Annotated in this window: 24 protein-coding genes; 14 read left to right on the top strand and 10 right to left on the bottom strand. The window is 66.1% G+C overall.

Annotated elements, in window-relative coordinates; genetic code table 11:
- Window positions 1-209 precede the first annotated feature (209 nt).
- Complete coding sequence (locus NQ204_RS15705) at window positions 210-1,028, bottom strand: hypothetical protein (RefSeq protein ID WP_116863505.1); 819 nt, start codon at window positions 1,026-1,028, stop codon at window positions 210-212.
- Window positions 1,029-1,521: 493 nt separating this feature from the next.
- Here NQ204_RS15705 and NQ204_RS15700 point away from each other — a divergent pair, with 493 nt between their 5' ends.
- The 9 genes from NQ204_RS15700 (at window position 1,522) to NQ204_RS15660 (ending at window position 8,582) form a co-directional block, all read left to right on the top strand.
- A complete protein-coding gene (locus tag NQ204_RS15700; protein ID WP_079223564.1) occupies window positions 1,522-1,857 on the top strand; it encodes a hypothetical protein in 336 nt (111 codons plus the stop codon).
- A gap of 30 nt (window positions 1,858-1,887) precedes the next feature.
- Window positions 1,888-2,688 carry a F0F1 ATP synthase subunit A gene (atpB, locus tag NQ204_RS15695; RefSeq protein ID WP_079223562.1) on the top strand — a complete coding sequence of 267 codons (801 nt, stop codon included), beginning with the start codon at window positions 1,888-1,890 and terminating at the stop codon, window positions 2,686-2,688.
- 72 nt (window positions 2,689-2,760) lie between these two features.
- Entirely contained in the window at window positions 2,761-3,066 is a 306-nt protein-coding gene (atpE, locus tag NQ204_RS15690) for a F0F1 ATP synthase subunit C (RefSeq protein ID WP_005411133.1), read from the top strand.
- A 106-nt stretch (window positions 3,067-3,172) separates the two neighbouring features.
- Window positions 3,173-3,643 carry a F0F1 ATP synthase subunit B gene (locus NQ204_RS15685; protein ID WP_005419512.1) on the top strand — a complete coding sequence of 157 codons (471 nt, stop codon included), beginning with the start codon at window positions 3,173-3,175 and terminating at the stop codon, window positions 3,641-3,643.
- Window positions 3,644-3,645: 2 nt separating this feature from the next.
- Window positions 3,646-4,173 (top strand): F0F1 ATP synthase subunit delta, encoded by a 528-nt coding sequence (locus tag NQ204_RS15680; protein ID WP_079223560.1) that lies wholly within the window; start codon window positions 3,646-3,648, stop codon window positions 4,171-4,173.
- A gap of 44 nt (window positions 4,174-4,217) precedes the next feature.
- Complete coding sequence (gene atpA / locus NQ204_RS15675) at window positions 4,218-5,765, top strand: F0F1 ATP synthase subunit alpha (RefSeq protein WP_079223558.1); 1,548 nt, start codon at window positions 4,218-4,220, stop codon at window positions 5,763-5,765.
- Window positions 5,766-5,848: 83 nt separating this feature from the next.
- Complete coding sequence (gene atpG / locus NQ204_RS15670; protein ID WP_010481324.1) at window positions 5,849-6,712, top strand: F0F1 ATP synthase subunit gamma; 864 nt, start codon at window positions 5,849-5,851, stop codon at window positions 6,710-6,712.
- 38 nt (window positions 6,713-6,750) lie between these two features.
- The gene (atpD, locus tag NQ204_RS15665; RefSeq protein WP_116863503.1) at window positions 6,751-8,157 is read left to right on the top strand and encodes a F0F1 ATP synthase subunit beta; all 1,407 of its coding nucleotides are present in this window, start codon (window positions 6,751-6,753) and stop codon (window positions 8,155-8,157) included.
- A gap of 2 nt (window positions 8,158-8,159) precedes the next feature.
- A complete protein-coding gene (locus NQ204_RS15660; RefSeq protein WP_005411127.1) occupies window positions 8,160-8,582 on the top strand; it encodes a F0F1 ATP synthase subunit epsilon in 423 nt (140 codons plus the stop codon).
- Window positions 8,583-8,639: 57 nt separating this feature from the next.
- Here NQ204_RS15660 and NQ204_RS15655 read toward each other — a convergent pair whose 3' ends face one another.
- A complete protein-coding gene (locus tag NQ204_RS15655; protein WP_256644351.1) occupies window positions 8,640-9,026 on the bottom strand; it encodes a GtrA family protein in 387 nt (128 codons plus the stop codon).
- 82 nt (window positions 9,027-9,108) lie between these two features.
- Here NQ204_RS15655 and glmU point away from each other — a divergent pair, with 82 nt between their 5' ends.
- On the top strand, window positions 9,109-10,476 hold the full coding sequence (glmU, locus tag NQ204_RS15650; protein ID WP_116863501.1) for a bifunctional UDP-N-acetylglucosamine diphosphorylase/glucosamine-1-phosphate N-acetyltransferase GlmU: 1,368 nt from the start codon (window positions 9,109-9,111) through the stop codon (window positions 10,474-10,476).
- A gap of 92 nt (window positions 10,477-10,568) precedes the next feature.
- Here glmU and NQ204_RS15645 read toward each other — a convergent pair whose 3' ends face one another.
- From NQ204_RS15645 to NQ204_RS15615, 7 genes are all read right to left on the bottom strand, one after another.
- Window positions 10,569-11,930, bottom strand: coding sequence for a sensor histidine kinase (locus NQ204_RS15645; RefSeq protein WP_116863500.1), 1,362 nt, complete (start codon window positions 11,928-11,930; stop codon window positions 10,569-10,571).
- Window positions 11,927-13,273, bottom strand: coding sequence for a sigma-54-dependent transcriptional regulator (locus NQ204_RS15640; RefSeq protein ID WP_200753006.1), 1,347 nt, complete (start codon window positions 13,271-13,273; stop codon window positions 11,927-11,929). Before NQ204_RS15640 ends, NQ204_RS15645 begins: the two co-directional genes overlap by 4 nt.
- A gap of 103 nt (window positions 13,274-13,376) precedes the next feature.
- Window positions 13,377-13,775, bottom strand: coding sequence for a PDZ domain-containing protein (locus tag NQ204_RS15635; RefSeq protein ID WP_116863498.1), 399 nt, complete (start codon window positions 13,773-13,775; stop codon window positions 13,377-13,379).
- Window position 13,776: 1 nt separating this feature from the next.
- The gene (locus tag NQ204_RS15630) at window positions 13,777-14,994 is read right to left on the bottom strand and encodes an ABC transporter permease (protein WP_108770083.1); all 1,218 of its coding nucleotides are present in this window, start codon (window positions 14,992-14,994) and stop codon (window positions 13,777-13,779) included.
- A 20-nt stretch (window positions 14,995-15,014) separates the two neighbouring features.
- Window positions 15,015-16,316: an ABC transporter permease gene (locus tag NQ204_RS15625; RefSeq protein ID WP_256644350.1), complete on the bottom strand. Its 1,302-nt coding sequence runs from the start codon at window positions 16,314-16,316 to the stop codon at window positions 15,015-15,017.
- A gap of 10 nt (window positions 16,317-16,326) precedes the next feature.
- Entirely contained in the window at window positions 16,327-17,049 is a 723-nt protein-coding gene (locus NQ204_RS15620) for an ABC transporter ATP-binding protein (RefSeq protein WP_116863495.1), read from the bottom strand.
- A gap of 24 nt (window positions 17,050-17,073) precedes the next feature.
- A complete protein-coding gene (locus NQ204_RS15615) occupies window positions 17,074-18,351 on the bottom strand; it encodes an efflux RND transporter periplasmic adaptor subunit (protein ID WP_256644349.1) in 1,278 nt (425 codons plus the stop codon).
- A 203-nt stretch (window positions 18,352-18,554) separates the two neighbouring features.
- Between NQ204_RS15615 and glmS the strand changes: the two genes are divergently transcribed.
- The 3 genes from glmS (at window position 18,555) to NQ204_RS15600 (ending at window position 23,161) form a co-directional block, all read left to right on the top strand.
- A complete protein-coding gene (gene glmS, locus NQ204_RS15610) occupies window positions 18,555-20,393 on the top strand; it encodes a glutamine--fructose-6-phosphate transaminase (isomerizing) (protein WP_116863509.1) in 1,839 nt (612 codons plus the stop codon).
- Window positions 20,394-20,651: 258 nt separating this feature from the next.
- The gene (locus NQ204_RS15605; protein WP_207776474.1) at window positions 20,652-21,113 is read left to right on the top strand and encodes a DUF2846 domain-containing protein; all 462 of its coding nucleotides are present in this window, start codon (window positions 20,652-20,654) and stop codon (window positions 21,111-21,113) included.
- A 98-nt stretch (window positions 21,114-21,211) separates the two neighbouring features.
- Complete coding sequence (locus tag NQ204_RS15600; protein ID WP_256644348.1) at window positions 21,212-23,161, top strand: PEP/pyruvate-binding domain-containing protein; 1,950 nt, start codon at window positions 21,212-21,214, stop codon at window positions 23,159-23,161.
- A gap of 39 nt (window positions 23,162-23,200) precedes the next feature.
- Here NQ204_RS15600 and NQ204_RS15595 read toward each other — a convergent pair whose 3' ends face one another.
- On the bottom strand, window positions 23,201-23,674 hold the full coding sequence (locus NQ204_RS15595) for a hypothetical protein (RefSeq protein ID WP_256644347.1): 474 nt from the start codon (window positions 23,672-23,674) through the stop codon (window positions 23,201-23,203).
- Between the two features lie 297 nt (window positions 23,675-23,971).
- Here NQ204_RS15595 and yddG point away from each other — a divergent pair, with 297 nt between their 5' ends.
- Window positions 23,972-24,922: an aromatic amino acid DMT transporter YddG gene (yddG, locus tag NQ204_RS15590; RefSeq protein WP_256644346.1), complete on the top strand. Its 951-nt coding sequence runs from the start codon at window positions 23,972-23,974 to the stop codon at window positions 24,920-24,922.
- The last annotated feature ends 134 nt before the right edge of the window (window positions 24,923-25,056 follow it).

Raw genomic sequence — 25,056 nt, 5'->3', positions numbered from 1 at the left:
CGCCGAGGACGGTGAAGATTTCCAAGACCCGCTATCCGGTAGATCGCAAGGCTGCACCGCTTAAGTGAACAGCATTAGGCGAAAGCCGGGTTTTTTGTTGCCCGCGCTGCGCGCGATGGTCGACCAACGGTCGACTTTACTGCCCAGGCAAAGAAAAACGCGGCGCCGGTTGCCCGGGCGCCGCGTTGGAGAGATCGTGTGACGCTCGATCAGAAGGTCATGCTGATGCCGGCCACCGGGCCCTTGAATTCCTGCTTCAGGCCGATCACGCCGTCGCTGCCCTTCTGGTCCACGTCCAGCTTGAACCAGTCATAGCCGGCGAATACGCCGAAGGTCTCGGTGAAGCGGTATTCGACGATGGCGTTGGCGCGGCTCAGGTCGCCGTCGTAGTCGTCGAAGCTGCCCCACTTGGTGTTCAGGTACTGGCCCTGGATGTTGATCAGCCAGCGGTCTGCCGGGGTGAAGCTGAGGCGGGCGCCGACCACCGGGGCCACGCCGCTCTCGCTCTCGTCCAAGAAGCGGCCGCTGTACACATTGCCGAGGTCGGCAAAGCCCTTGGCGCTGACTTTCGCCCACTCGGCGCCAAGCTGCAGGCCCATGTCGAACTTTTCGGTATCCACCACCGAGTAGTCGTACACCAGGCTGGCGACCTGGTACTTCAACTCGGCCTTGACGAAGCTGCCTTCCGGCACGTTGATCTGGCCGAAGGCGATGCCATCATCCAGGGTTTCGCGGCGGTCCTTGTCCCACTTGAAGTAGTCGAAGATCAGGCGCTGACGGTCGCTGAAGCGGAACACGCCGTCGATACGCGGCTCCCATTCCTTGCCGCCCATCTTGAAGTCTTCGCTGACGTTGACATCCTGGCCGGCAACGGTGGTGTTGCCGCGGATGGTGTTGTCGTTCTCGATGTTCATGGCACCCACGCGCAGCGTGAAGCGCGGATCGCCCTCGGCAGCATGGGCGGCAGTGGCGAACGAGGCGCCGGCGGCGAGCAGCGAGAGGGCGAGCAGGGTGGGTACGGAGCGCATCGCAGAGTCCTTGCAGTGGTTAATTCGGAATGAAGGCCACTGTGCCGGACGTGAGCGTCCACCCTACGTGAACGTATGGTCCACGCCGTGTAGACGGTTCAGCGCCGTCATGACGCTGCAAAGAAGATGGCCCCGGAGCGGACTACGGGGCCATCCTGGGACCTGCGGGGCGAAGCGTCGACGAGGTTGCTGCGGGCAGGTCGAAAGGTAGGACAGGCGGCGAATGGGAAAGTTCCGTGGCCTGCGACCAAAGTTGAATACGCTGCGTCGCAACATGGCGCGGACGCTATTGTCCCCCCTGCGGGCCGTAAAAATCCTGCCGATTCGGCAACTTGCGGCTCCGTGGATGAACAGGCAGCGGTTGTCTCACAAATTGTCCCATTGCTATAATTTGGCGGCTCGATGAGGCACACACGTTGTAACGGCCTCCGCCCTTCACAAGAACCATGTGGGACATCCTGTGCTGAACTCCGTTGAAGCGGGTCGGCGACTGATGCTGCGCGCCGCGGTCTATCCGCTGGTCGCAGTGGCTGTCCTGGCCCTGGCATTCCTGCTGCTGGCGGGGCAGAAGGCCGCACTGGGTGCGCTGCTGTCCGGCGTGGCGGTCTCGGCCGGGGGCTGGGTCGCGGCACGGATGGCGCTGAGCGGGGGCGCAGTTGCAGCAGGTTCGGCGATGGCGCGTCTGATCATTGCGGTCGTTGCGAAGTGGGCAGTCGTTTTCGGCGTCCTGCTGGCGGGTTTCCTGGTCTTCAAGCTGCCTGCACTGGCGCTGTTGGCCGGTATCGCCGTCGGTTTGATGTTCCAGGTCCTGGCTCTGGCCAGGCGTTGACAGAATTCAATTAACTAAGGTTCCGGACACATGGCGGGCGAGGCTCTAACCCCTACCAGCTACATCCAGCATCACCTGCAGAACCTGACCGCACCGGTCGGCAACGGCGAAGGGATGTTCTGGCACATCCACGTCGATACCTTCCTCACCGCCGTCCTGATGGGCCTGGTGATCGTGGTCGCGTTCTGGATGGGTACCCGCAAGGCTACCGCCGGCGTGCCGGGCAAGTGGCAGGCCTTCGTGGAAATCTGCCTGGAGTTCGTTGACCGCCAGGCCAAGGACACCTACCACGGCAAGAGCAAGCTGGTCACGCCGATCGCCATCACCATCTTCTTCTGGATTCTGCTGATGAATCTGCTGAAGATGATCCCGGCCGATTTCATCGCCAAGCCGCTGGAAATGGCCGGCGTGCACTACTGGAAGCCGGTGCCGACCGCTGACGTCAACGCCACCCTGGGCATGGCCTTCAGCGTGTTCTTCCTGATGCTGTTCTTCGCGCTGAAGTCGAAGGGCCTGCTGGGCTTCATCAAGGAATTCCTGACGGCGCCGTTCGGCAAGTGGATGATGCCGTTCAACCTGATCCTCAACATCGTCGAGTGGCTGAGCAAGCCGATCTCCCTGGCGATGCGACTGTTCGGCAACATGTTCGGCGGCGAAATCGTGTTCCTGCTGATCTGGGTGCTGGGTGGTGCCGGTTTCTTCGGTGCCATTGCCGGTGGTGCATTCGGTCTGGGCTGGATGCTGTTCCACCTGCTGGTGATCCCGCTGCAGGCCTTCATCTTCATGATGCTGTCGATCGTGTACCTGAGCCTGTCGGAAGACGCTCACTAAAGTTCCAAGCTTCAACCAGTTTCACCTTCATCCGTTTCATCACCCTTAGCAACTTAGTTCCTGGAGATAACCATGTACTTCGCCGTCCTGACCAACTTCGCGCAGATTCAGAGCTCCACCGCCCTTGCCGTCGGCATCATGATCGGCCTGGCCGCGCTGGGCGCTGGCCTGGGTCTGGCCATCATGGCTGGTAAGTTCCTGGAGTCGGCCGCCCGCCAGCCGGAACTGATCCCGGTCCTGCAGGTCCGCATGTTCATCACCGCGGGCCTGATCGACGCCGCGTTCATCATCTCGGTCGCCGTCGGCCTGCTGCTGGCCTTCGCCAACCCGCTGTCGGCTGCCTTCGCTGGCGCCGTCACCAAGGCTCTGGCCGGCTGATACAGCGGTTTGAGACGACCGGGTGCTGATGCACCCGGTTTCGGATGAAGGCCGGATGCGCTGCTTCGGCGGCGCATCCACCCCGAAACCAGCGATCGAGCTAACCATGAATATCAATTTCACCCTTCTTGCGCAGGCGCTCGCCTTCGCTGGTCTGATCTGGATCATCGCGACCAAGATCTGGCCGCCGCTGATGAACGCGATCGAAGAGCGCCAGCAGAAGATTGCTGAAGGCCTCGCTGCTGCCGACCGCAGCCAGAAAGATCTGGCCCAGGCGCAGGAGAAGGTCAACGAAGCGCTGAAAGAAGCACGCACCAAGGCCAACGAGATCATCGACCAGGCCCACGCGCGCGCCAACCAGATCGTTGATGCTGCCCGTAACGAAGCGATCACCGAAGCCACCCGTCAGAAGGAACTGGCCCAGGCTGAGATCGACGCCGCCGCCAATCGTGCCCGTGAAGATCTGCGCAAGCAGGTGTCCGCGCTGGCCGTGACCGGTGCCGAAAAGCTGCTCAAGCGCGAAATCGACGCCAACGCCCACAAGGCGCTGCTCGACGAGCTGGCCTCGGAGATCTAAGGATGAGCCAGGCCCTCACGCTTGCCCGCCCGTACGCCCGCGCCGCCTTCGCGACCGCGCGTGACGAAGGCACGTTCGCGCCGTGGTCGGACGCCCTGGCGTTCTCCGCCCACGTCGCCGCCGACCCGCGCGTGGCGGCCCTGCTCGCCAACCCGGAGCTGGGTCGCGACGAAGCCGTCGCACTGCTGGCACCGGAAACCCACGGTGAGACCTACTCGCGTTTCCTCGCCGTGCTGGCCGAATCGCATCGTCTGCCGCTGCTGCCGGAAATCGCTGGCATGTTCGACGCCCTGCGCGCCGAAGCCGAGCACGTGGTCAAGGCCACGGTGACCTCGGCGGCCGAACTGTCGGCCGGTGAGCTGGACGCGATCAAGGTCGCGCTGCGCAAGCGCTTCAACCGCGAGGTCGACGTGACCACTGCGGTCGATGCCTCGCTGATCGGCGGCGCCGTCATCGACGCCGGCGACGTGGTCATCGATGGTTCGCTGAAGGGCAAGCTGGCCCGTCTGCAGACCGCGCTCGCTAACTGAATTCATTTAACGTCCGGCCCCGCTGCCGGCACTAGGACTTGACGATGGCAACCACGCTCAACCCCTCCGAAATCAGCGAACTGATCAAGAACCGCATCGAGAAGGTCAAGCTGGCCGCGGAATCGCGCAACGAAGGCACCGTGACCAGCGTGTCCGACGGCATCGTGCGCATCTTCGGTCTGGCCGACGTGATGCAGGGCGAAATGATCGAACTGCCGAACAACACCTTCGCCCTGGCCCTGAACCTGGAGCGCGACTCGGTCGGCGCCGTGGTCCTGGGTGACTACGAGCACCTGCGCGAAGGCGACGTCGCCAAGACCACCGGCCGCATCCTGGAAGTGCCGGTTGGTCCGGAACTGCTGGGCCGCGTCGTGAACGCGCTGGGCGAGCCGATCGACGGCAAGGGCCCGCTGGGCACCGACCTGACCGCTCCGGTGGAGCGCGTTGCTCCGGGCGTGATCTGGCGCAAGTCGGTCGACCAGCCGGTGCAGACCGGTTACAAGTCGGTCGACTCGATGATCCCGATCGGCCGTGGCCAGCGCGAGCTGATCATCGGCGACCGCCAGACCGGCAAGACCGCGATGGCCATCGATGCGGTGATCAACCAGAAGGGCACCGGCATCAAGTGCGTGTACGTTGCGATCGGCCAGAAGGCTTCGACCATCGCCAACATCGTGCGCAAGCTGGAAGAGAACGGCGCCCTGGCCCACACCGTCGTGGTTGCCGCGACCGCTTCCGAATCGGCTGCCATGCAGTACATCAGCGCCTACTCGGGCTGCACCATGGGTGAGTACTTCATGGACCGCGGCGAAGACGCGCTGATCGTGTACGACGACCTGTCCAAGCAGGCCGTGGCCTACCGCCAGATCTCGCTGCTGCTGAAGCGCCCGCCGGGCCGCGAAGCCTACCCGGGTGACGTGTTCTACCTGCACTCCCGTCTGCTCGAGCGCGCTGCCCGCGTGTCCGAGGAGTACGTCGAGAAGTTCACCGAAGGCAAGGTCACCGGCAAGACCGGTTCGCTGACCGCGCTGCCGATCATCGAAACCCAGGCTGGCGACGTGTCCGCCTTCGTTCCGACCAACGTGATCTCGATCACCGACGGCCAGATCTTCCTGGAAACCGACCTGTTCAACGCCGGCATCCGCCCGGCCGTGAACGCCGGTATCTCGGTGTCGCGCGTCGGTGGCTCGGCCCAAACCAAGATCATCAAGAAGCTGTCGGGCGGCATCCGTATCTCGCTGGCCCAGTACCGTGAATTGGCTGCGTTCGCGCAGTTCGCCTCGGACCTGGACGAAGCGACCCGCAAGCAGCTGGAGCGTGGCCAGCGCGTCACCGAGCTGATGAAGCAGAAGCAGTACGCGCCGATGTCGATCGCCAACCAGGCACTGTCGATCTACGCCGTCAACGAGGGTTACCTCGACGACGTGCCGGTCAACAAGCTGCTGGCCTTCGAAGAGGGCCTGCACGCCCACTTCGCCAACACCCAGGGCGAGCTGATCGGCAAGGTCAACGCCACCGGCGGTTGGGACAACGACATCGAAGGTGCCTTCAAGAAGGGCATCGCCGAGTTCAAGACCACCGGCAGCTGGTAATCCAGCGCTCGTAGAGCGGGGCTCGCCCCGCTCAAACGGTTGAACAACGCGGGGCAACAGCCCCGCGCCACGGGAAACAAGAGATGGCAAGCGGACGCGAAATCAAAACCAAGATCAAGAGCGTGCAGAACACCCGCAAGGTGACGCGCGCCCTGGAAATGGTCTCGGCCTCCAAGATCCGCAAGGCGCAGGATCGGATGAAGACCTCGCGTCCGTACGCGCAGGCGATGAAGCAGGTGATCGGCCACCTGGCCCAGGCCAGCACCGATTACCAGCATCCGTTCCTGGTCGAGCGCGAGCAGGTCAAGCGGGTCGGGTTCATCGTGATCTCCTCCGATCGCGGCCTGGCTGGCGGCCTCAACAACAACCTGTTCCGCAAGATGCTGGGCGAAGCCAAGGCATGGCAGGACAAGGGTGCTGAAGTGGACCTGGTGACCATCGGCCAGAAGGCATCGACCTTCTTCCGCCGCGTGAAGGTCAACATGGTCGGCAGCGTAACCCACATCGGCGACGTGCCGAAGCTGGAATCGCTGATCGGTGTGATCAAGGTCATGCTCGACGCCTTCACCGAAGGCAAGGTCGACCGCGTGTACCTGGTCTACAACCGCTTCGTGAATACCATGGTGCAGAAGGCCAGCTTCGATCAGCTGCTGCCGCTGCCGCCGGCTGAGAAGCAGGTCGCTCACCACGACTGGGATTACCTGTACGAACCCGATGCCGCGACCGTGCTGGAGCACGTGATGACGCGTTACATCGAGTCGCTGGTGTACCAGGCACTGCTGGAAAACGTCGCCTCCGAGCATGCCGCACGCATGGTTGCGATGAAGGCGGCGAGCGACAACGCCAACAAGCTGATCGGCACCCTCCAGCTCGTCTACAACAAGGCGCGCCAGGCAGCGATCACCCAGGAAATCTCCGAAATCGTCGGCGGCGCGGCAGCAGTCTGACCGCGTTCGTTCAAAGCACACATTTAGAGGATGCAGCAATGAGTCAGGGCAAGATCGTTCAGATCATCGGCGCGGTCGTCGACGTCGAATTCCCGCGTGAGTCGGTGCCGAAGGTGTATGACGCACTGAAGGTCGAAAACACCGAAATCACCCTCGAAGTCCAGCAGCAGCTGGGCGACGGCGTGGTGCGTACCATCGCCCTCGGTTCCACCGACGGCCTGAAGCGCAACCTGGTGGCCGTCAACACCGACCGCGGCATCTCGGTGCCGGTCGGCGCTGGCACCCTGGGCCGCATCATGGACGTGCTGGGCCGTCCGATCGACGAAGCCGGCCCGGTGGCCGCCAGCGACAACTGGGAAATCCACCGTGCGGCCCCGTCGTACGAAGACCAGTCCCCGGCTACCGAACTGCTGGAAACCGGCATCAAGGTCATCGACCTGATGTGCCCGTTCGCCAAGGGCGGCAAGGTCGGCCTGTTCGGCGGCGCCGGCGTCGGCAAGACCGTCAACATGATGGAACTGATCAACAACATCGCCAAGGCGCACAGCGGTCTGTCCGTGTTCGCCGGCGTGGGTGAGCGTACCCGTGAGGGCAACGACTTCTACCACGAAATGAAGGACTCCAACGTCCTCGACAAGGTGGCGATGGTGTACGGCCAGATGAACGAGCCGCCGGGCAACCGTCTGCGCGTCGCCCTGACTGGCCTGACCATGGCCGAGTACTTCCGCGACGAGAAGGACGAAAACGGCAAGGGCAAGGACGTCCTGCTGTTCGTCGACAACATCTACCGCTACACCCTGGCCGGTACCGAAGTCTCGGCACTGCTGGGTCGTATGCCGTCCGCCGTGGGTTACCAGCCGACCCTGGCCGAGGAAATGGGCGTCCTGCAGGAACGCATCACCTCGACCAAGAACGGTTCGATCACCTCGATCCAGGCCGTCTACGTTCCCGCGGATGACTTGACCGATCCGTCGCCGGCGACCACCTTCGCCCACCTGGACTCGACCGTCACCCTGTCGCGTTCGATCGCCTCGCTGGGTATCTATCCGGCCGTCGATCCGCTGGACTCCACCAGCCGCCAGATGGACCCGCTGGTCATCGGCCACGAGCACTACGACACCGCCCAGCGCGTCCAGCAGACCCTGCAGAAGTACAAGGAACTGAAGGACATCATCGCCATCCTGGGCATGGACGAACTGTCCGAAGAAGACAAGCAGGCCGTGTCGCGCGCCCGCAAGATCGAGCGCTTCTTCAGCCAGCCGTTCCACGTGGCCGAAGTGTTCACCGGCTCGCCGGGCAAGTACGTGTCGCTGAAGGACACCATCCGTGGCTTCAAGGCCATCGTCGATGGCGAGTACGACCACCTGCCGGAGCAGGCGTTCTACATGGTCGGCAGTATCGAAGAAGCGGTCGAGAAGGCCAAGAAGATGGCTGAGAAGGCCTGATCATGAGCACCATCCGTTGCGACATCGTCAGCGCCGAGCAGGAAATCTTCCGTGGTGAAGCGACTCTGGTCGTGGCTACGGGTGAGCTCGGCGAACTGGGCATCGCGCCCAAGCACGCACCGCTGATCACCCGTCTGAAGCCGGGCAAGGTCGTGGTGACCACGCCGAACGGCGAGCAGCTGGATTTCGCCATTTCCGGCGGCATCCTGGAAGTGCAGCCGCAGGTGGTGACCGTGCTGGCCGACACCGCGATCCGCGCGCAGGACATCGACGAAGCCTCGGTCCGCAAGGCCAAGGAAGAAGCCGAGCGCATCCTGGCCAACCGCGGTGAAGCCATGGAAGTGGCCGAAGCCCAGCAGAAGCTGGCTGAAGCCGTGGTGCAGCTGCAGGCGCTGGAGCGCCTGCGCAAGACCCTCAAGCACTGAGGTTCGCGCCACACCCGCAGAAACGCCGGCCTCGTGCCGGCGTTTTTGTTTGTGCCGTCAGCGGTAGACCACGTAGCGCATCAGCAGGAACGACGCCGCGGCCAGCGCCGCTTCCACCAATGGCTTGGCCAACCAGGCGTACTGCAGGCCCAGCGCATGGTGGGCGGCGGACACCAGCAGCGTGCTGGCTGCGGTCAGCAGCAGCCACACCGGCAGGAAGCGGGCGAAGCGCTGCCAGCCCAGACGCTGCCGGCCCTGCGCATCGGCGAAGGTGATCCGCCCGTTCAACCAGAAGCCCAGCAGCATGCCGGCCACGCGCCCGGCGATGTTGCCCGGGGCCACCGGAACGCCCGCCGCAGTGACGGCGACAAACACCAGCCAGTCCAGCAGCAGCTGCAGCAGGCCGATGACGATGTAGGCGCTTCCCTGGCGGAGCAGGCACATGGCGGCAATCAAGGCGGGCAGGCCGCCATGTTAACGGCCGACGCTCTAGAATCACCGGCAACGAACCACGGACCGCTGCCCCATGACTCAAGCCCTGCACGTCATCATCCTCGCCGCCGGCGCTGGCAAGCGCATGAAATCCGTGTTGCCGAAGGTGCTGCAGCCTATTGCCGGCCAGCCGATGCTGGCCCATGTGATCGCCGCGGCACGCGAACTGCAGCCCGCCGCCATCCATGTGGTGTACGGGCATGGCGGTGAAGCCGTGCGGCAGCGCTTTGCCGACCAGGCCGATCTGTTGTGGGCCGAGCAGGCGCAGCAGCTGGGCACCGGCCATGCAGTGGCGCAGGCCATGCCGGAGGTGCCGGATGCAGCGCAGGTGCTGGTGCTGTACGGCGACGTGCCGCTGATCCGCGCGGACACCCTGCGCCACCTGCTGGCACAGCCGGGTCGCCTTGCGGTGCTGGTGGCCGAGGTCGACGACCCGACCGGCTATGGCCGCGTGCTGCGCGATGCCGAAGGCCGGGTCGGTTCGATCGTCGAGCAGAAGGACGCCAACGACGACCAGTTGCGGGTGCGCACCATCAATACCGGCATCATTGCCGCCGAATCGACCGCGCTGCGCCGCTGGCTGTCGCAGCTCTCCAACAGCAACGCACAGGGCGAGTACTACCTGACCGATGTGTTTGCCTTTGCCGCGCACGAGTACACCCCGGCAGAGATGGCCCTGGTGTCCGACGCGCAGGAAGCCGAGGGCGCGAATGATCCCTGGCAGTTGTCGCAGCTGGAGCGTGCATGGCAGCGCCGCGCGGTGCGTGCCCTGTGCGCGCAGGGCGCGCGCGCGCTCGATCCGGCGCGACTGGATATCCGCGGCGAGGTCACGGTTGGCAGCGACGTGCTGATCGATGTCAATGTGATCCTGGAAGGCAGGGTGGAGCTGGCCGACGGCGTGACCGTGGGGCCGTTCACCCGCTTGAAGGATGTGCGCCTGGGACCGGGTACTGAAGTGCGCGCGCACTGTGACCTGGAAGGCGTGGTGACCGAGGGCGCCGCGCAGATCGGCCCGTTCGCGCGCCTGCGCCCGGGCACCGTGCTGGCCGACGGCGTGCACGTGGGCAACTTCGTGGAAACCAAGAAGGTCACCCTGGGCGTGGGCAGCAAGGCCAACCACCTGACCTACCTGGGCGATGCAGTGATCGGCAGCAAGGTCAACATCGGCGCCGGCACCATCACCTGCAACTACGACGGGGTGAACAAGTCGACCACGACCATCGGCGACAAGGCCTTCATCGGTTCCAACAGTGCGCTGGTGGCGCCGGTGACGATCGGCGAAGGCGCGACCATCGCGGCGGGCTCGGTCATCACCCGCGATGCGCCGGACGGCAAGCTGACCTTGGCCCGTGCGCGGCAGGAAACGATCGACGGCTGGAAGCGGCCGGTGAAGAAGGGCTGAGGAGAGGCCGCCGGGCATGGCCCGGCGCTACCTTGGTGGACGGTTGGCGGCGTTGCAGTAGATCCACGCCATGCGTGGATGCGGCCAACCGGTCAACCCACCGGCAGCAGAATCGACACGCACAAGCCGCCATCACCGCGGTTCTGCAGGGAAACCCGGCCGCCGTGCGCCTCGACGATCTCGCGGGTCAGCGCCAGACCCAGGCCGGTGCCGTTGCGCTTGGTTGAATAGAACGGCATCAGCGCGTTCTGAAGCACCTGCTCGTTCATGCCCTTGCCCCTGTCCAGTACGTCCAGGCGCAGCCACTGCGGCAGCCGCGTCAGCTGCACCTGCACGTCGTCGTTGGGCGGCTCCGCTTCGGCGCAGGCTTCGTGTGCGTTCTTCAGCAGGTTCAACAGCGCCTGGCCGAACTGGGCGATGTCGATGCGGCTGCTCAGCGTCTCGTCCGGCTCGCGGTCCATGCCGAAGGGAATCTGCTGGCGCAGGCTGGACAGGAACGGTGCCCAGTGCACGGTCTGCAGCTGCGGCTGCGGCAGTTTGGCGAAGCGCGCATAGCCGCGGATGAAGCCTTCCAGGTGGCGTGCGCGGTCTTCGATGGTGCTGAAGATTTCCGGCAGGCGATCGAAGCGTTCGCGCTTGACCAGCTCGCCGCCGGAATGGGCCAGCGAGGCGATCGGTGCCAGCGAGTTGTTCAGTTCGTGGCTGATCACCCGGATAACCTTCTTCCAGGTCTGCACTTCCTGCCGCCGCAGTTCGGCGGTCAGCTGGCGCACCAGCAGCAGATCGTGCGGGCGGCCGTTCAGATGGAACGCGCGCCGCGACAGATGGTAGACCTGCTCGTCGTCCTCATCGGGCTCGACGCCCTCCTCGACCTCCGCGCGCACCGCGAACAGGCTGTCACCGCCGCGTGCGATGGCATCGCGCAGTTCCACTGGCAGCTGTTCGAGCACCTCTTCCATGCGCTGGCCTTCCAGCTTCCAGCCCCCGTGCAGCAGCTTGCGTGCGGCCAGGTTGGAAAACACCACGCGGGAAATGCCATCGCCACCGGCCGCGATCAGCAGCATCGCCACCGGCGTGTTCTGCACCATCGTGTCCAGCAGCAGTTCGCGCTGCACCAGGCCCTGGCGCTGCTCGCGCAGCACGTCGCCCAGTTCGCGGTGTGCGTCCACCAGGTCGCCCAGTTCGTCGTTGCCCGGCCAGTACACGCCGAAGTTGAACTCACCATCGCGATAGCTGCTGGTGGTGCCGGCCAGTGCGCGCATCAGCGAGCGCACAGGCGCGGTGGCGCGGCGCAGCGACCACCACATCAGCGACAGCAGCACGACCGAGGAGATCCCCGTCACCCACCAGCCGTGGTTCATCCAATAGGCCAGCAGCCACGGCAGCGCGGCGGCCAGCGCCAGCACCGGCAGCAGGCGCAGGAACAGGAGGAAGGTGAAGGAGCGCCGTTTCATTCGCGCGGAATGCCGTGGCGGTCCATGCGCCGGTACAGCGCCTGGCGGCTCAGGCCGAGCTCGGCCGCGGCCTGGGCGATGACGCCGTGGTTGCGGGCCAGCACGTCCTCGATGCGTGCACGGTCGGGATCGTTGCCCGCGCTCGGGGTCGGGCGCGGCGCGGCCGCTGCACGCGGCAGGTTGAGGTCGGCCACCTCGATGCGGTTGCCGCTGGCCAGCAGCTCGGCACGCTGGATCACGTTGCGCAGCTCGCGCACGTTGCCCGGCCACGGATGCCGCTGCAGTGCGGTGGCAGCAGCGGTGGACAGCGGCTTGCCGGCGCTGAGGAAGCGCTCGGCCAGCGGCACGATGTCGCCCGGTCGCTCCGCCAGCGGCGGCAGCACCAGTTCCACCGTGTTGAGACGGTAATAGAGGTCCTCGCGGAAGCTGCCGTCGCGGATCATCGCCGGCAGGTCGGCATTGGTCGCGCTGACCACGCGGACCTTGACCTGGCGCTCGCGGTTGGAGCCCAGGCGCTCGAAGCGGCCGGTTTCCAGCACGCGCAGCAGTTTCATCTGCCCGCCCAGCGACAGGTTGCCGATCTCGTCCAGGAACAGCGTGCCGCCGTCGGCGGCTTCGAACTTGCCCTCGCGCGCCTTGTTGGCGCCGGTGTAGGCACCGGCTTCGGCGCCGAACAGTTCGGCCTCGATCAGTTCGGAGGGCAGGGCACCGCAGTTGACCGCCACGAACGGGCCCTTGGCCACCAGCGAATTGGCCTGGATGATCTGCGCGATCTTCTCCTTGCCGGCGCCATTGGGGCCAGTGATCAGTACTGGCAGTTCCGAACGCGCGACCTGGCAGGCCAGGGCGATGACACGTTCGCTGGCGGGATCGGCGAACACCGCGCCGCACAGCTCGTATTTCTCTTCCAGCGCATTGCGCTGGCGCTCCTCGCGGGCGCGACGCTGGTCCAGCTCGCGACGCGCTTCGGACAGTTCCAGCAGGTTGTTGACCGTGGTCAGCAGCTTGCGGTCATCCCACGGCTTGGCCAGGTAATCGGCGGCACCGGCCTTGACCAGGTCCACCGCGCTGCTCAGGTGCGTCCAGGCGGTGAGCAGGATGACCGGCAGGTCGGGATGGCGCGCGCGGATCTGCGCGAACAGGGCCTCGCCTTCTTCGCCCGAGGTGGTGTCCTCGGTGAAGTTCATGTCCTGGATGACCAGGTCGACGGCGTGTGCTTCCAGCATCGCCAGTCCGTCGGCCGGGCTCTGCGCCTGCAGGGTGTCGATGTCATGCAGGGAAAACAGCACGTCCAGCGCGGTGCCCACGCTGGCGTTGTCGTCGATGATCAGGATCGCGGGCATGGAAGCGTTCTGGGAAAGGGATGGGTAGCGCCGAGAGAGCCGTGAGGCGAGCACTACCCATCAAGCATAGCCAAACCCGTGGCCCCGCAGGGACCGGGGCACGTCAGCGCGGCGGTGGCGGCGGTGGGGGAGGTGGTGGCGCCGGCGGTGGCACCAGCACGGTCCTCCAGGTGGCCACGGCCACCGGCACACTCAGGGTCTTGCCGTTGCGCAGCAGCAGCAGGAAGACCTGCGCCTTGCCCGCTGCGTCGGCCTGGCGCACCGCAGCTGCAAGCTGGTCGATCTGGCGTACCGGCGTGTCGTCCACGCGCACGATGCGGTCGCCCCGGCGCACGCCGAAGCGCGCCTCGGGGCTGGCCGCCTCGACCTGCACCTGGCCCTCGTTGGAGCGCAGTGCCAGCCGCGCGCCCTCCTGCTGCCAGTTCATCGTCTGCACCGTGCTGCTGCCGGCCAGTACCGGCAGCGGCAGGGCCAGCGCAATTGCCAAGGCCAGGGCGCGCATCTCACGCCCCCCGGGTGGCAACGGCCGGCGGCACGGCGGCGGCGCGGCGGGCCGGGCCGAATACCGCGACCTGGCCCAGCACCCACAGCAGCACCGCACCCAGCGGTAGGTACAGCAGCGGCATGCGCGGCAGCTCGTACATGTTCATCAGCGCCAGGTTGATTGCGTACGCGGCGAGCATGCCCAGCACGATGCCCAGCGTGGCCAGCAGGAAGTTCTCGGTCTGGAAGTAGCGGAGGATCTGCCCGCGGGTCGCACCCAGCGCACGGCGGATGCCGATCTGCTTGCTGCGCTGCTGCACCCAGAAGCTGGCCAGGCCGATGATGCCCAGTGCGGTCACCACCAGCAGGGCGATGGACACCGTCACCAGCAGGCCGACCATGGCGCGGTCGTTCTTGAAGTAGTCGTTGCGCTGGTCCTCGTAGGTCTTCTTGTCGCGCATCAGGCGATTGGCATCGTTGCGCTCCAGCGCAGCGACGGCGGCCTTGAGCACTTCATCGCGGCGCTCGGGAGCGGTGCGCAGCATGTAGGTCCCGCCTTCGTCGAAGCCGCGGCGCAGCGGCATCAGCATCGACTCGTTCCAGTTGTCGTCCCAGCCGGTGGGCGTGGTCAGGGTGTCGACGATGCCGACGACATGCAACGGCTGCTTGCCCATGTAGTAGGTCTTGCCCAGCGCGCTGCCGTCGGGTTCCATCTTCGCGGCGGTGGCCTGGCTGAAGATCACCGGGACTGCCTTGTCCTTGGAGCCGGCCTTGGAGACGACGGCGTAATCCATGTACTCGTCGGGCAGGAAGTCACGCCCGGCGATCACGTTGATGCCCATCGTGCGGATGCCGTCCTCTGACATCGTGTACATCGATGCCTCGGTGGTCGGCCGCTCCTGGTCCTGCTGGCGCTGGATGCTGCTGCTGGACGAGCCGCTGCGGAACGGCACCTGGTTGATGATGGTGGCGCCGGTGACGCCGGGGATCGCGCGCAGCGACGCCAGATCCTCGCGGGTGCGGGCCATGCCGTTGGTCTGCTTGCCGATGCCGCTGACGCGGACCATCACCAGTTCGTTCTCGGCGATGCCGCTGGGCATGCTGATCTTTTCCACGCGTTGGCTGACCAGGAACAGCGCGTTGCAGACGATGGCGCAGGTCAGGGCGACTTCCAGCACGATCAGTGCGGCAGCGGTCTTGTGCCGGCGCAGGGTGCTGAGGATGGGGCGGATGTCCATGGGAGTCCTCGTTCCGGTACTTACTGCGACTTGAGCTGGATGGCCGGGGTGACCTGCATCGCGCGCCAGGCGGGCAGGAAACCGGCAGCAAGGCTGGCAAACAGGGTCAGGCCGATGGCCAGCAGCAGCATGCTGCCGTCCAGGTGGGCCAGCTTGGCGTAGTCCACGGGCTGCTGGCGCACGGCGAACAGACCGAGCAGGGCCACGCCGATACCGAGCACGCCGCCGACCACGCCTACCGCGCCGGCTTCCACCAGGCACTGCAGGAAGATCTGGCCACGGCTGGCACCGAGCGCGCGACGCACGCCGATCTCACCGCTGCGGCGCAGGAACTTGGCCAGCAGCAGGCCCACGGTGTTGACCAGGCACACACCGAGGAAGCCCAGAGCCAGCCACAGCTGTAGGCGCACATCGCTGGGCACCGCACCGTTGAAGTCCAGCCACTCCATCACGTTGCGCAGGCGCACGTTCGGCGGGCGCTCGAAGCGGCCGGCCTCGCGCTGCTGGCTGGAATAATTTTCCAGGTAGCGGCGGTAGTCGTCGGCCTTGCCCGGCTCCATCTCGGCCCAGTACTGCAGCCAGGTGCAGGGGGCATTCACCGAATAGCTGTCGCCGTCGGGGTTTTCGCCGAAGCAGTTCATGTTGCCGTTGCTGCCCAGCTTCAGGTCCATCGAGGTCGACATCGGCAGCAGCAGATCCTCGTCCTTGCCGAAGCTGCCGGTGGTGAGGTCGAAGAACTGCGGTTCGGGATTCCATTCCTTCATCACGCCGACGATGCGGAAGCTCTGGCCATCCATGCGGATGTCCTTGCCGACGCTGTTGCCGCCCTGGTACAGCTTGTCGTTCAGGGCCTTGGAGATGACCACCACGCGGGCGCGGCCGTCGTCGTCCTGGCGGGTCCAGGCACGGCCGTACTGCATCGGCACGTCAAACATCGGGAAGAAATCAGCCGAGGTCCAGCGCGTATCGATCGAGAACGGCTGCAGGGTGCTGCCGTCCGGCTCGATGGTGCCGCCGCCGCCGCTCATCAGCGCCTGGCGCTCGGCCTTGGCTTCGCGCAGCAGGGCTTCGCCATCGAAGCGGGTCATCTGCGAATTGGGTTCCTCGCCGGGCACGTAGCCACCGCGGGGGCCGGGGTCCAGCTGCACATAGAACAGGCGATCGCTCTTGTCCGGGATCGGATCGCCGGAGAGCACGTGGAAGACGGTCAGGGTGGTCATCGAGGCGCCGATGCCCAGCGCAATGGCAACCACCATCAGCGCGGTCAGGACCTTGTTGCGGCGGAAGCTGCGCGCCGCCAGTCGGGCGTAGTAGGCGAACATGTTCGGGCCCTCACTCGTTGACGGCGACGATGCGGCGCGGGGTGGCCAGCACCGGCTCACGCACCAGGTCGGTCACCTGGCCATCGACGATGTGCACGTTGCGCTGCGCGCGTGCGGCCAGTTCCGGGTCATGGGTGACCATGACGATGGTGGTGCCGGCGGCGTTGATCTCTTCCAGCAGTTCCATCACGCCACGCGCCATCTGCGTGTCCAGGTTGCCGGTCGGTTCGTCGGCCAGCAGCAGGCGCGGGCTGCCGGCCAGGGCGCGGGCGATGGCGGCGCGCTGCTGCTGGCCGCCGGAGAGTTCATTGGGGTAGTGCTTCATGCGCGAACCCAGGCCGACCTGGCTCAGCGCCTTCTCGATGCGCTCGCGGCGTTCGCCGGCGCCCATCCTGCGGTAGCGCAGCGGCACGTCGACGTTGTCGAACAGGTTCAGGTCGGGGATCAGGTTGAAGCCCTGGAAGATGAAGCCGATCTTCTGGTTGCGCATGCGGCTGCGGGCATCGTCGCCCAGCATGCTGACGTCCTGGCCGTCGAGCATGTAGGTGCCGCTGGTGAAGGTTTCCAGCAGGCCGGCGATGTTGAGGAAGGTGGTCTTGCCGGAGCCGGACGGACCGGTGACGGCGACGAACTCGCCTTCCTTGACCTGCAGTTCCAGCGAGCGCAGTGCGTGGGTCTCCACCTGCTCGGTACGGAAAACCTTGGCGACCGAACGCATTTCGAGCATGTACATGGGGTGTCCTCTCTCCAGGATGTGTCAGTTGACGGAGACGCGTTCGGCGTCCTTGAACAGGTCGCTGCCGGAGACCACGATGCGGTCGCCCGGTTGCACACCCGACTTGATTTCCACTTCGCCCAGGCTGCTGACGCCCAGTTCCACCGGTCGGCGCACCGCGGTGCGGCCGTCCATCACGTAGGCCACGCCGTTGCCCTGTTCGACGAACGGGCCACGCTCGACCTTCATCACATTGCGGCGCGTATCCAGCAGCACGCGCACCGACATGCGCTGGCTCTGGCGCAGGCCTTCCGGCTGCGCGGCGGCGAAGCGCACGCGGGCGTTGACCTCGCCGTTGACCACTTCCGGCGAGACAGCGCTGATCTCACCCGGGAACGGCTTGCCGTTGCCGCCGGTCAGCTGCGCCGGCATGCCGATCGCCAGGTCACGGGCGAAGCTCTCCGGCACCTTGATCTCCACCTCGAACTTGGACAGGTCGACCACGCCCAGCACCGGCGCGTTGGCCGCCAGGTTGGTGGCCTGGGTGGCCTGCACCTGGCCGACCTGGCCGTCGAACGGGGCGCGCAGGGTCAGTGCATCGACCTGGCGCTGCACTTCGGCCACCACCGCCTTCTGGCGGTCGGCCAGCAGGCGCTTGTTGCGCGCGTCCAGGTCGGCGCCCTGGCTCTGCAGTCGCGCATCGGTGGTCGCATTGGCCAGGGTGATGTCGGCCTTCTTCAGTGAGTCCTGGGCCTTGGCCAGGTCGATCTGCGGCACCGCGCCGCCGTCGTAGCCGCGCTGGTAGCGCTGCAGGTCACGGTCGGCGGCCTGCCGTTCGATGCTGGCCTGGTCGGTTTCCTTGCGCGACTTGGCGCGGGCGAGGGTGGCGTCCAGCGCGGCGCGGCTGGCCTCGGCTTCCAGGCCGGCCAGGGTGGCCTGTTCCTGGGCCAGCTTGCTGCGCAGTTCCGGGCTGTCGATGATCGCCAGCTCCTGGCCCTTCTTGACCACGTCGCCGGCCACCACCTTCAGGTCCACCGTGCCTGCAGAGATCGCGTAGAGGGTCGGGCTGTTGGCGGCGATGACGCGGCCGTCGGCGGCGATGTCGCGCACCAGGTCGCCGCGCTGCACTTCGGCGATGCGCACCCGGCTGCTGTCGAAGGAGCGGCTGGCGTTGGACCAGGCATGCACCGCCCAGCCGATGGCGGCCAGCAGGGCGACCGCACCCAGGGCAGGCCAGCGGTAGCGCTGCCAGGCCGCACGGGGGGCGCTGGCAGAGGAGGCGGAAACGATCTGGTCCTGGGCAGAGGTGTCGCGGATCATCGGGTGCGTGCCTGTCGGTGGTGACAGGGTTAAAGCATGCTCCGTGCCAACTTTATCTTATTTATTTTCAGTCACTTGCGTTTGGCTTGCGGGTGTCCGGGTGTCCGCGGACACCGTTGCGGACACTTTCATTAAGCGGACAGGAGGGACGAAGCGGACACCCACGCTAGAATGCGGCGACCGTCTTCAAGGAAATGCGCGACATGTGTGGAATCGTAGGAGCGATCGCTGATCGCGATGTGGTGCCGGTGCTGATTGAAGGACTGAAGCGGCTGGAGTATCGCGGCTACGATTCGTCCGGCATCGCGGTGATCGACCATGCCGAGCGTGCTGACGTGCGCCGCGTGCGCCGTACCGGTCGTGTCTCGGAAATGGCCTCCGCTGCCGAGGCGGAAGGCTTCAATTCCCAGCTGGGCATCGGCCATACCCGCTGGGCCACCCATGGCGGGGTGACCGAGGCCAATGCGCACCCGCACATCAGTGCCGGCGTGGCGCTGGTGCACAACGGCATCATCGAGAACCACGAAGAGCAGCGCGAGAAGCTGCGCGCGCTGGGCTACACCTTCGAGTCGCAGACCGACACCGAGGTGATCGCCCACCTCATGCACCACCACCTGAAGGGCGGCGACAGCCTGCTGGGTGCGCTGCAGCGCACGGTGAAGGAACTGACCGGCGCCTATGCGCTGGCCGTGGTCAGCCGTGCCGAGCCGGACCATTTCGTCTGCGCACGCATGGGCTGCCCGCTGCTGGTCGGCCTGGGCGAAGGCGAGAACTTCGTCGCCTCCGACGTCTCGGCCGTGATCTCGGCCACCCGCAAGGTGATCTTCCTGGAAGAGGGCGACACCGCCGACATCCGCCGCGATGGGGTGCAGGTGTTCGACGAGCACGACCAGCCGGTCGAGCGCGACGTGCACCTGTCCGACGTGTCGCTGGCCTCGCTGGAGCTGGGCCCGTACCGCCACTTCATGCAGAAGGAAATCCACGAGCAGCCGCGTGCGCTCGGTGACACCCTCGAAGCGGCGATCGACGCCGGTGGCTTCCCGGCCGAGCTGTTCGGCAAGAATGCCGAGGCCGTGCTGGCCGGCATCGAAGGCGTGCAGATCCTGGCCTGTGGCACAAGCTATTACTCGGGCCTGACCGCGCGCTACTGGATCGAATCCATCGCCGGCCTGCCGTGCAGCGTGGAAATCGCCAGCGAGTACCGCTACCGCGCCGCGTATGCCAACCCCAGGCATCTGATCGTGACCATCTCCCAGTCCGGCGAAACGCTGGATACGATGGAAGCGCTGAAGTACGCCAAGTCGCTGGGCCACAAGCACACGCTGTCGATCTGCAACGTGCCGGAGAGCGCGATTCCGCGTGCCAGCGAACTGGTCTGCTACACCCGCGCCGGCGCCGAGATCGGCGTGGCGTCGACCAAGGCCTTCACCACCCAGCTGGCCGCGCTGTTCCAGCTGACCGTGGTGCTGGGCAAGCTGCACGGCCGCGTCGATGCCGCACAGGAAGCGGACTACCTGGAGCAGCTGCGCTTCCTGCCGGGCAGCGTGCAGCACGCGCTGAACATGGAGCCGCAGATCGCGGCGTGGGCCGAGCGCTTCGCACGCAAGAGCAGTGCGCTGTTCCTGGGCCGTGGCCTGCATTACCCGATCGCGCTGGAAGGCGCGCTCAAGCTCAAGGAAATCTCCTACATCCACGCCGAGGCCTATCCGGCCGGTGAGCTCAAGCACGGGCCGCTGGCGCTGGTGGACGAGGACATGCCGGTGGTGGTGATCGCGCCCAACGACAGCTTGCTGGAAAAGGTGAAGTCGAACATGCAGGAAGTGCGCGCCCGCGGTGGCGAGCTGTTCGTATTCGCCGACCAGGACAGCAACTTCAACGAGTCCGAAGGCGTGCATGTCATCCGCACCCCGCGCCACGCCGGCGTGCTCAGCCCGATCGTGCACACCATTCCGGTGCAGCTGCTGGCGTACCACACCGCGCTGGCGCGCGGCACCGACGTGGACAAGCCGCGCAACCTGGCCAAGAGCGTGACGGTGGAGTAAGGCCGTTCGGGCCAGCACGCGGAACGCATGGGGTGGCCCGCAGGGGCCACCTTTTTTCATTCCGTCATGGCACCATCTGCGCACGCCGCTGCACGCATCACGGAGGATGCCCGCGCCACTCTCGATTTCCGATCCGTCCACCCACCTGCGCAATCGGCGCAGCGTCGGGGGTGGGCGTCGATCCACCACGCCCGTTCAACACGGGCGCGATTGCAGATTTCAATCCGCGTGCATGGCACGCATAACAGGGGGCTGTAGATGAGCAAGTGGCACGTGGTTGCAATGGCGGCGGCGATCAGCCTGCTGTCCGGGTGTGCGAGTGTTCCGATGTCGGACAAGGGCCAGCTGGACGTGGCCAAGAGCTTTCCGGTTCCGGAGGAGGGCAAGGCGGGCGTGTACGTGTACCGCAACTCCTTCGTCGGCCAGGCGCTGAAGAAGGATCTGCGCATCGATGGCGAGTGTCTGGGTGAGACGGCCAACAAGGTGTTCTTCTACACCCTGGTGCCCGGCAACCAGGAGCACGTGATCTCCACCGAATCGGAGTTCTCGCCCAACGACGTCAAGCTCTACACCGAGGCTGGGCGCAACTACTTCATCCAGCAGTCGATCAAGATGGGCGTGTTCGTCGGTGGCGCCAAGCTGACGGTGATGCCTGAGGCCGAGGGCCGCCGCGAGGTGGCGCAGCTCAGCCTGGCCCAGCGCGGGCGTTGCTCGAAGTAAGGTAGGCGAGCCGTTTCGAGGTGGCGATGGCTGATGGGCCATCGCCACCGGACCGAGTACCCTGTTGTCTCCGTAACGGCATCAAGGATCGATCCCGTATGAATTCTCTCTGGCACCGCGCGATCGTGCTGTTGGTGCTGGCCTGCGCCACGCCCGCGCTGGCACAGACCGCACGCAAGCCCTCGGCGTATGAGCATCGTCCTGACGCGGCACAGCAGCCGGCCGAAGGGCCAGACTATCTTTCGCGCATCGACAGCCGCGCACAGTTCATGCAGATGGCCCGCGTCTACAACGCCGGCACGGCGCTGGAGATGCCGCATCTGATCTTCGTCATCGACCGGCGCGAGAATGGTCGCATCTACTACGTCAACACGCGCCGCCACGGTCTGCATGAGCAGTTCGTGCGCCAGCAGCGGCTGCTGCGCTCGATGGACAAGGCCACGGTGAACGCGCAGTACCGCGATCCGCAGCGGCGCTTCCTGTTCGGGACCGTGGCCTGGCAGCAGGATCTGCCGGGATACACCTACGAATTCTGGGAAGGCGACCAGCTGACCGGGCCGCTGTTGCGCGAGGCCGATGCAGTGCTGCGCGCCTCGTTCGCCGATCCGATCCGCTTCAAGACCAATTCCACCGCGCATGAGCAGCTGGTGGGCGAGATGAAGCTGGCCTACGTCAGCCAGGAGGCCCTGCTGCGTGAGCAGCGCTTCCTGCCGCTGAACACCGGGAAGGCGGAGGGGCGCCTGCGCATCGTCCGCACGGAGGCACAGCTGGCCACGCTGTCGCCGCGCGACATTCCAGTGCTGGATGAGGTGCCGATCGCGCTGGCCCCGGTCGCCGGGCTGGTCACGCAGCAGCCGTCGACCCTGCTCTCGCACGTCAACCTGCTGGCCAAGGGCTGGGGCATTCCCAACGTCTACGTGCGCGATGCGCAGGACGTGTTGCGCCAGTACGACGGGCGCTGGGTGGCGCTGGAGGTGACCGGCAGCGATTACCGGGTGACCCCGCTTGCGCGGCCGGCACGCACCCCATTTGCCACTGCCGCACGCTCTGTGCAGCGCAGCCTGCCGCGCCCGGATCTGGCCGTGGTGGCGCTGAAGCCGCTGCAGGCGCTGCGTGCGCGTGACAGCACGCACTGCGGGGTGAAGGCCGCCAACCTCGGCACGCTGCGTGCGGTGCTGCCACCGGCGGCACGGGTGCCCGATGGCTTCTGCATTCCGTTCTCGCAGTACCAGGCCATGCAGCAGCGGCTGCAGGTGCCGCAACGCCTGCGCGAACTGCAGCAGCGGCCGGGTTTCAACAGCGATCCGGCGGTGCGCCGCGATGCGCTGGCGTCGCTGCGTACGCAGATCGAGAACGCGCCCGCTGATTCCGCCTTCGTGCGTACGCTGGAACGCCAGTGGCGTGACCAGTTGAAAGGCGCGCCGGTGTTCGTGCGCAGCTCGTCGAACTCCGAGGATCTGCCGGGTTTCAGCGGGGCTGGGCTGTACACCACGGTGCCCAACGTGAACCGCATGGAGGCGGTGGCCAAAGCGGTGCAGACGGTCTGGGCGTCGGTTTACAACTTCGAGGCCTACGAAGCGCGCACGGCGGCGGGCCTGCCGCAGGATGCGGTGGCGATGGCCGTGCTGGTGCAGGTGGCTGCACCGTCGGACAGCTCCGGGGTGATGATCACCCGCGATCCCTTCGATGCCGAACGCCGCCACGTCACCTACATCTCGGCCAAGCGTGGGCTGGGCATCCGCGTGGTGGAAGGCAAGCGCCAGGCCGAGCAGGTGATGTACTCGTCGTGGTCGAAGGCGGTCCAGGTGCTGAGCCGTTCGGCCGAAGACACCCAGCTGGTGGCGCGTGCGGGTGGCGGTGTGCGCGAGGTGCCCATCACCGGTTCGCGGCAGGTGCTGACCGATGCACTGATCGCACGGTTGGCGCGTATTGGTACCCGTACCAGGCAGGCGCTGGGCGGTGCCGACCAGGACATCGAATGGGCCGTGGTCGGCGATGAGGTACTGATCCTGCAGTCGCGCCCGTATGTGGAGGGAAGCGCGCGCTAGCCCTGCCGGGACAGGGCCAACGCGCACTCCACGGGTCGCTTACGGTTCCTGGTAGTCGCGCTCGTCGTAGGCGCCATAGACCAGGCAGGTCAGCTGTGACGATCCATCCTGGGCGATCGACAGCACACCCATGCTGGTATCGCGCTCGGGCTTCCTGCCCAGCTTGGAGGCGTTGCGCACCGCCGCGGCATTGGCCGAGAGCTGGCTGGTGTAGCTGGCCCCCAGGTCACCGTCGGGATCGATGTAGACCGAGAACGAGCGGACCTGCAGGCCGAACACGGTGAACGGCACCGGCGGCTTGATCGGTTCGCTGGTGCCTTCCACATTGCCTGAAAGCCCTGCGAGTGCCTTGGCTGCGGTATCCGGGTCCGCGCGGCATTCCAGTGCCGCCTGAAGCGTGGGTGCCAGCTTCTGCCACTGCGCCGCGTCGATGGTCGTTGCGGCATGCGCCGTGGGTGCAGCCAGCAGGGCGGCGAGAATCGGGGCGAACATCCGGGTGGGGGACAACGTCATGACAGTCATTCCTTTGCGTGGGGGCGGAAATTTTACGCAAAGGTGAGAGGATGAACAGGATGATATTGCGGCGCAGCATCGAAAGCGTACAATCCGCTTCGGCCAGTCGGCTGCTGTAACCCGCCTCCCGCCGTACCCCCTGCAACGCACAGTGCCGGGGTGTTCCGGGGACGACGCTACGGACCAGCGTACTCCCCAGGACCCACGCGTCCGCATGACCTGCCTGTCCCGCTGTCGGGGCCGGGCGCATCGCTGCGCGTGCCTTTCAACCGATCGCCTTCTGTTGTCGTCGCTCCCATGTACGGCTTCCGCGCCCTGCGCGCCTCCGCGTCACCCCATCTTCCGACCCTCATCGGCGCCAGCGCCGTGCTGCTGTGGAGCCCGACCCTGGGCATGCTGCGCACGATCAGCGAGATCTTCGGTGCCGTTGGTGGCGCCGCACTGATCTTCACTGCCGCTGCCGTGTTCTCGGCGCTCATCCTGGGCGTGCCGCGACCCGCGCAGCTGCCGCGACGCTACCTGCTGATCGGCGGTGCGTTGTTCATCGGCACCGAGATCTCGCTGTCGCTGTCCATCGGCCTGGCCCACCATCGTGGGCAGGCGCTGGAACTGGTGATGATCAACTACCTGTGGCCGTGCCTGACGGTGCTGCTGACCGTGCTCACCCGCATGCAGCGCGGCAACTGGCTGCTGCTGCCGGCCACCGTGCTGTGCCTGCTGGGTGTGGTGCTGGTCATCACCGGCGAAGGCGCGTGGTCGCCGGCGATGCTGCTGGCCAACCTGCGCAGCAACCCGCTGGCCTATGCCTTGGCGCTGGCCGCCTCGTGCATGTGGGCCACCTATTCGCTTGTGACCAAGCGCATCGGCGGTTCGCGCAACGCGGTGCCGTTGTTCATGATCGCCACCGCCGCGGTGCTGTGGCTGAAGTACGCGCTGGGCGATGCGCCGCCACTGCTCCTGCACTGGGGCGGCCTGGCGCAGGTGGCCGTGTTCGGCATGCTCACCGCCACCGCCTATTCGTGCTGGAACCATGGGCTGCAGCACGGCAACGTCACCTCGATGGCGATCTTCTCCTACTTCGCCCCGGTGCTGTCGGTGCTGTGGAGCAGCGTGTGGCTGTCGCTGCACCCGGGCATGGGCTTCGTGCAGGGCGTGGCCTGCGTGACCGCTGGCTCGCTGCTGTGCTGGTGGGCGACCCGCGCGCGGCCGCTGGCGCCCCCGGCGCCGCCGGCCGCACACACGGCCTGATCCTCCGCCTGGCCGCTTGCCGGGAGGGGCGCGAATTTCCTTTGGGGGCAGACACTTGTGAGTGCCTGCTGCTGTCTTGCTGCACCGCATGATGTGTCAGTTCCATGACGCTGCTACGTTTCGTGTCCCCCGGT

It is taken from the genome of Stenotrophomonas testudinis (genome assembly GCF_024499815.1).
Lineage (GTDB): Bacteria > Pseudomonadota > Gammaproteobacteria > Xanthomonadales > Xanthomonadaceae > Stenotrophomonas.
Note: the sequence above shows the minus strand (reverse complement) of the source record. Positions and strands in the feature narration are given on the sequence as shown.